General features: G+C 68.4%; 8 protein-coding genes and 1 tRNA gene. 1 reads left to right on the top strand and 8 read right to left on the bottom strand.

Annotated elements, in window-relative coordinates; genetic code table 11:
* The 3 genes from ACGWYJ_RS38470 to ACGWYJ_RS38460 all read right to left on the bottom strand — a co-directional run.
* The coding region (locus ACGWYJ_RS38470; RefSeq protein WP_395111598.1) for a M24 family metallopeptidase at positions 1-420 on the bottom strand (420 nt) is incomplete at its 3' end.
* A gap of 8 nt (positions 421-428) precedes the next feature.
* The gene (locus ACGWYJ_RS38465; RefSeq protein ID WP_395111597.1) at positions 429-1664 is read right to left on the bottom strand and encodes an acetamidase/formamidase family protein; all 1236 of its coding nucleotides are present in this window, start codon (positions 1662-1664) and stop codon (positions 429-431) included.
* A 150-nt stretch (positions 1665-1814) separates the two neighbouring features.
* On the bottom strand, positions 1815-2306 hold the full coding sequence (locus tag ACGWYJ_RS38460) for a YajQ family cyclic di-GMP-binding protein (RefSeq protein ID WP_395111600.1): 492 nt from the start codon (positions 2304-2306) through the stop codon (positions 1815-1817).
* 161 nt (positions 2307-2467) lie between these two features.
* Between ACGWYJ_RS38460 and ACGWYJ_RS38455 the strand changes: the two genes are divergently transcribed.
* Positions 2468-2549: transfer RNA gene (locus ACGWYJ_RS38455), tRNA-Tyr, on the top strand.
* Between the two features lie 87 nt (positions 2550-2636).
* Here ACGWYJ_RS38455 and ACGWYJ_RS38450 read toward each other — a convergent pair.
* From ACGWYJ_RS38450 to ACGWYJ_RS38430, 5 genes are all read right to left on the bottom strand, one after another.
* The gene (locus ACGWYJ_RS38450) at positions 2637-4550 is read right to left on the bottom strand and encodes a tyrosine-type recombinase/integrase (RefSeq protein ID WP_395111595.1); all 1914 of its coding nucleotides are present in this window, start codon (positions 4548-4550) and stop codon (positions 2637-2639) included.
* A gap of 59 nt (positions 4551-4609) precedes the next feature.
* On the bottom strand, positions 4610-4825 hold the full coding sequence (locus ACGWYJ_RS38445; RefSeq protein WP_395111593.1) for a helix-turn-helix transcriptional regulator: 216 nt from the start codon (positions 4823-4825) through the stop codon (positions 4610-4612).
* Entirely contained in the window at positions 4822-5418 is a 597-nt protein-coding gene (locus ACGWYJ_RS38440; protein WP_395111592.1) for a hypothetical protein, read from the bottom strand. The genes ACGWYJ_RS38445 and ACGWYJ_RS38440 overlap by 4 nt, the downstream gene beginning before the upstream one ends.
* Positions 5418-5645 carry a helix-turn-helix domain-containing protein gene (locus tag ACGWYJ_RS38435; protein WP_395111591.1) on the bottom strand — a complete coding sequence of 76 codons (228 nt, stop codon included), beginning with the start codon at positions 5643-5645 and terminating at the stop codon, positions 5418-5420. The genes ACGWYJ_RS38440 and ACGWYJ_RS38435 overlap by 1 nt, the downstream gene beginning before the upstream one ends.
* Positions 5646-5887: 242 nt before the next feature.
* The coding region (locus ACGWYJ_RS38430) for a hypothetical protein (RefSeq protein WP_395111589.1) at positions 5888-6148 on the bottom strand (261 nt) is incomplete at its 5' end.

Genomic DNA, 6148 nt, shown 5'->3' with positions numbered 1-6148 from the left:
GATCGCGCGCTCCAACGCCAGGCGGGTCGCGTCCATGAGACGCCGACCCGCCTCGTCCGTCCCGCCCACGGCGAAGGTCACCGCCGCGTCGCCGTGGTACCCGCCGAGCTCCGCGCCGCAGTCCACCGACACCAGGTCGCCCGCGCGCAGCACCGTCCCGTCCGGGATCCCGTGGACCACCACCTCGTTCACCGACACGCAGATCGTCGCCGGGTACGGGATCGGCGACCAGTCAGGGTGGTAACGCAGGAAGGACGGCTTGGCGTTCAGCTCCTTGATGCTGCGCGCCGCCACGGCGTCCAGCTCGGCCAGGGAGATCCCCGGCTCGGCCGCGTCCCGCACCGCCTCCAGCGTGCGGGCCACCACCCGTCCCGCCTCCCGCATGACCTCCCACTCGCGGGCACCTCGGTACGTCGCCATGCCGACGATTATCGCCCCGGCCGCCGATCGAAGTCCGCCTTCCGGATCAGGGCATGGATCCCGGTGGTGCGGTCCACCACCTGAGAGACCTCGAAGTCGGCCGCCGCCGACAGGTAGGCGTACGCCACCGCCTTGGGCATCCGCAGCTCCTCGTGCAGGAACGCGATCGCGTTGCGCACGGCCACCTTCATCGCCACGTCCAGCGACGTCACCTGCCCGCCGACACCGCCGTCCGGATCCGACAGGCCGATCGGGATCCAGTACTCGTCGTCCTCCGCGAACGGGTACTCGAAGGCCACCTCGGGCGCCTTCCCACCGGGCTTGATCACGGTCAGCCGGAACGTCCCGCGCAGCGACCCCTCCAGCGCCGTGAGCGCGACCTCCCCGTCCCCCTGCGCGTAGTGCGGGTCGCCCACGAAGAACAACGCCTCCGGAACCTGCACGGGCAGGTACAGCGTCGACCCGACCCCCAGCTCGTTGATGTCGAGGTTCCCGCCCGCGATCGTCGGCGGCACCGAATGCACCCGCTCGGCCGTGTCGGTCGCCACGCCCATGATCCCCATGAACGGGGACAGCGGGAACCGCACCCCGGGCATCACCCCGTGCCCCCGCTTCACCGGCGTGAACACCGAGATGTTCTGGAACTCGTTCAGGTAGGGGCGCGTCTCCGGGTCGTCCTTGATGCTCTCCGGGTACTCCCCGGGCAGCGCGCCCTTCCCGTGCCGGTTCGAGACCACCCCGTAGGGCACCCGGGGCTTCAGGTCCAGCACATCGATCTTGAGCACGTCGCCCGGCCGCGCCCCCCGTACCGCGATCGGCCCGGTCACCACATGCGGGCCGTCCGAGTCGAAGTCATGCTCCAGATCGGACGCCGCGATCGCCTGGGCGTCCTTCAACACCGCGTTCTTCGCGACCCCGTGATCGCCGAAGTAGGCCACGGGATCGCGCCCCTGGTCCTCCAGAATCCCCTCGTGCGACACCGTGTCGACCGTCACGGTGCTCCCCGAACCGACCCGCAGCACCGGCTTGGCCGTACGGTTCGGCAGGAACCCCCAGCTCACCGTGTCCGGCGACGACCCCAGATAGGCGTTCGACCTCTGCCGCGGCTGGAGAACCTTCGCCTCGGCCCGGCCGGCCCCTCCGACGACACCCGCGACCCCGAGTGCCGCCGCGGCCCTGAACAGACCCCTGCGTCCCAGCCCGTTCCTGAGCAGTTCGGACGCCCGTGCACCATCGCTCACCATGCCCCGGACGCTAGGCCCGCCGTGTTACCGCCACATTCCAGGCGTGTTCCCGCCGTATCTCCGCGAACCAACCTCGTCGCCGGTCCCGTCAAACCACATGTGAACGCGCCGGGCTCCCTCAGCGGGGGAGGGGGACCGGCGCGTTCGCCGTCACCGGTAGTTGACGAACTGCAGGGCCACGTCCAGCTCCTTGCCCTTCAACAGGGAGATGACCGCCTGCAAATCGTCCTTCTTTTTGGAGCTCACCCGCAGCTCCTCACCCTGGATCTGGGCCTTGACCCCCTTCGGCCCCTCCTCCCGGATGATCTTGCTGATCTTCTTGGCGTTCTCCTGGGAGATGCCCTCCTTGAGCGACACCACGATCTTGTGGACCTTCCCGGACGGCCGGGGATCCGACGGCTCGATCGCCTTCAGCGACACGCCCCGCTTGACCAGCTTGTCCTTCAGCACGTCCAGCACGGCCAGCGCCCGCTCGTCGGTGTTCGCCTGGATCTCGATGACCTCCCCGGACCACTTGATCCCGGCGTCCACGTTCCGGAAGTCGAACCGGTTCGCCACCTCCTTGGCGGCCTGGTTCAGCGCGTTGTCGACCTCCTGCCGGTCGAGCTTGCTGACGATGTCGAAAGAGCTATCTGCCACGATCAGTCCCCTGTGGAAGTTCACCCGCGTCCCCGGGCAGGCCCGTACGGCCCCACGTTCGCGTCCCGCCACAGCGTAGCGACCAACCCCGCCCCGGATCTCCGATGTCACGACCACTCCCGCCGTCCGCTATCCTTTCCAGTGCCGTCGCACACACGACGCCAGGCGGGTTGCCCGAGTGGCCAATGGGAGCGGACTGTAAATCCGTCGGCTTAGCCTACCCAGGTTCGAATCCTGGACCCGCCACACCAGTCAAAACAGCCCTTGACCAGCCAAGACGCGGTCAAGGGCTGTTCTCGTTGTGTCCGGCTGTGTCCGACCGTGAACAGTCATCTACGGCTGTTTGTGGCCGAGTGGTGGCCGAGAAGAACCGTCGCCATCCCAGCTTCTGAATAGCAGCGGGTTGCTCAGCAGCATCCGCTCCCGCACCGCGAACTCGAAGACGTTGAACAGCGTGGAACGCCGCCGTGCCGCGACCGCCCGCGAGGCGGGCCGGCCGTCGAGCCGCCGCGCAAGGTAGGCCAGAACCGATCTCAACCGATCCGGATCCGCCAGCGCGCCGACGTCGGGCGAGTGTTCCTCCACCCAGGCGATCACCTCGGCCTGCTCCGGGGGGATCTGCGCCCACCGGTCGCGGCTGAACGCCCACGAGGTCAGGGCTCTGCCGAGCTGGACGTCCGTCGGCCACGGCCCGGGCCGGGAGAGCGTGACCATGGTGACTTTGGTCAAGACCTCGGTGATTCCCTTCCGGGTGTCGGGCTTGACTGCCTCCCACTTGTCGTCGAGGTAGGCGATGGCCAGCTCGTACCACGTCACCTCCTCCACTGGACGCTCGTCCTCCGCCACGTCCGGCAGGTCGACGTCGTCGGCCTGGGCGTCCCGGACGCCGGGGTGTCCCAGTTTCCTCAGCGCGGTCTCGGTCGAGTCGGTCAGGCACTTGGCGTAGACCCGCAGCAGGACGGGCACGCTGTTGCCCGCCCAGTCGGCCACCTGTGGCGGTGCGATCCCAGCGTTCAGCCAGATCGACAGACGGGCGTGCCGCAGGTCGTACGGCCGTTCCGCCAGCACCGACTGGACCTCCGCCGGGGTGAGCACGTCACTTCGTGCTTCACCCCAGACACGGGTGTAGACGCTCTCGGAGAGCAAGCCGCCTTTCGCGGCCCGAAACAGGCGCCCGTCCGGCGCGGTGCCGAATTCGAGCAGGTGCCGGCGGATCAGCTTCACCAGCGGCGGAGGAATCGGCACGGGCCTGGTCTCCTTCGCGCTGCGATGCTTGAGCGGCCGGACCTCCCGCTTCCCGCTGTCGGTCCACTCGCCACCGGTCTGTGGCGAGGAGTCACCGAGGTCGAACCATCCCCACTCGTTGTCGTTCTCTGGCAGGGCGAGCTCGTCCTCGGTGAGAGCGGTCGCCTCCCCTGGACGTAGACCGGCAAGGAAGAGGCAGCCGAAGAACGCCTTCAGATGGCGTCCCGTCGCGCCCTGACGGCCGACAGCGATCACCAGCCTGAGACCGGTCGCCTCGTTCACGACCCGGCGCCGGTCGATGGTCTCGGTGTTCTTTGGCGCCGTGCGGCTCATGGTGAGCAGCGGGTTGACCTCGATGTGCTGCTTCTCGACCGCATAGCTGAGCGCGTTGAACAGGGTGGCGCGTTTGCGGCGGTAGGTCGATGCCGCGGCCGCCGAGCCGTCCAGGCATCGGGCCAGCTGGTCGAGCACCGAGCGGAGCACGTCACCATCGGCGAGCGCCACCAGCGGCATGGAATGCTTCTCCACCCACCGGATCGTCGGTTCCAGCTCCGCGGGGAGTCCGGCGGCGCGGGCGGTGACGTTGAACGCCCATGTCGACAAGGCCCGGTAGAGGTCCTGCCGATCGGGGTGCCGCCCCTCCCAGGGCACGAGCGCCAGGCTCGCGGTCGCGAGCGCCTCCGCGATGCCCCGCCGACTCGCGGCCGAGGCGGCCGGCCACTTCATGTCTGCGTAGGCGAGGGCGAACTCGTACCACGACGGCCCCTGCTGCTCCGGCTCCTCCTCCCGTGGAAGCATGGAAAGCGGCAGCCCGGTCACCACGTCGAACGCTTCGCCCTCATTCGCGGCGGTGAGCAGCTTGGCACGGTGGCTTTTCGCGAGCCCCACCTTCACGAAGGTCGCGAACTTGACCTCACCCGCGACGGTCCAGCGGACCTGGTAGCGGTTTCCCTGCTTGGAGGAGCGTTTCCGGATGCCCCAGATCCGGACGTCGTAAGACACCTGACGAGAGGCGGGCCCCTCCTCCGCTGGGGAAGAGGGGCCCGCTTTGGAGCCTCGTCTCACGAGACGTCCTTCCTCGCGTGCAGCCACATCTCGAAGTCCCTCCGGACGATGCGGAGCTGCCCGTTCGGCAGGGTGTAGCACGGGGGCGCCACCTGCTTCTGGCGCCACTCGTAGAAGGTCGACCGCGAGATCTTCAGCTCCTTGCAGACAGCCTGGAGCGTGAGCTTCTCATCGGGGTCCTTGCCGCTGGGAACGCTGGTCACGGTGCTCACGAGACCTCCAGGACGGGAGAGACGATGATGTTGAGGGCATCGACGAGGGCTTGGACCGTGTCCATGCCGACGTAGACGGTGTCGCGTGAGGTCGGCGAGGCGGGCGGCCGGGGCAGCATCACGTCTTGCAGGCCGAACTCCAGACTCACGGTGGTGAGCGCATACCCGGTTCGGTAGTCGGAACGCTGGCCGATCTGCTGGTCGTCCGGGCCGACGGGAACGTAGTTCCCGCAGCGAAGCTCGGTCGGCCAGCCGGCCCACTGGCGCATCCGGGCGATGCCCGCTGGCGGTGACGTGGCCAGCTGGACGGACGCCAGCAGGGCGCCAGCCCAAGTCGACCGATACACCTTGGCGCCGAGGACCAGGTGGTGGTAGCGGACGTAGCCGGGCGCCATCACCGGGCCGGTAGCGGCTCGCCAGGCCAGCGCGGCGAAGGCATGCCGACGGTCGGTCTCGTCGTCGAAGTCCCACACATAGCCGCGGTCGGCGGCGAGCGCGTCGCGGAGGTAGTGGCCGTAGCGGCTCACTCCGTCGCTGGCGTGTGCGCGGTCGTAGTTGCGATCGACCGTGAAGGGGACGGGGGATCGGGTCATCACGCGACCCCCTCGTTGCTGGCCTCGCGCTCTAGGAGCTCGACGTACTCGGGAATGGCGCTGGCCGGGATGAGGCGGCTGCGGCCGCGGGTGATGCTGCGCAGGCGGCCGGAGCGGATCTCCTCGTAGATGACGCTGCGGCTCTGCGACAGCATGGTCATGGCCTCGGTCACCTTGTAGAGAGCTTTGCCCGGGACCGGGTGCGCAGTGATGTCGGTGGGCTTCATGATGGGCGGTGCCTCCTTGAGGGGTGCGGCCCGGGGGCTCTACTTGGCGGTGGGATCACCGGGCCGCTTGTGGGAGATGGGGCGGCAGCTAACGGTTACGTTCAGTCGAAGCAGCGAAGGAGGACGCCATGACCCCGCAGGAGGTCACGGCGTCACCTGGTTTCGCACACGTCACTGGGAAGGGGCAGGTCAACCTTCATCGGTGCTGACGATGCGGGTCCGGTTGGGGGACGGTGGTTTGCTCATCTGCGCGGCTCGTGCGCAGTCGGCGCGGCCACCAGGAGCATGGGGGTGCCGTGGTTAGAGCAGGGCGGCGTCACCGGGGGCAGTTTGGTGTATCGGTCCGGGGGAAGGTTGCACAGGTCTTCCGGACAGACGTACACGTATTCGTGTGCGGTGAGCAGGGTGTTGCCATCCGGCACCCGGGCCATCTCTCCGCCGCAGGAGGCGCAGACTTTCGGTCCTTTCCCCCGGAACGTGTTGTAGCGGCAAGTCGACCGTAG

The organism is Actinomadura sp. SCN-SB (assembly GCF_043906805.1).
GTDB lineage: Bacteria > Actinomycetota > Actinomycetes > Streptosporangiales > Streptosporangiaceae > Spirillospora.
Note: the sequence above shows the minus strand (reverse complement) of the source record. Positions and strands in the feature narration are given on the sequence as shown.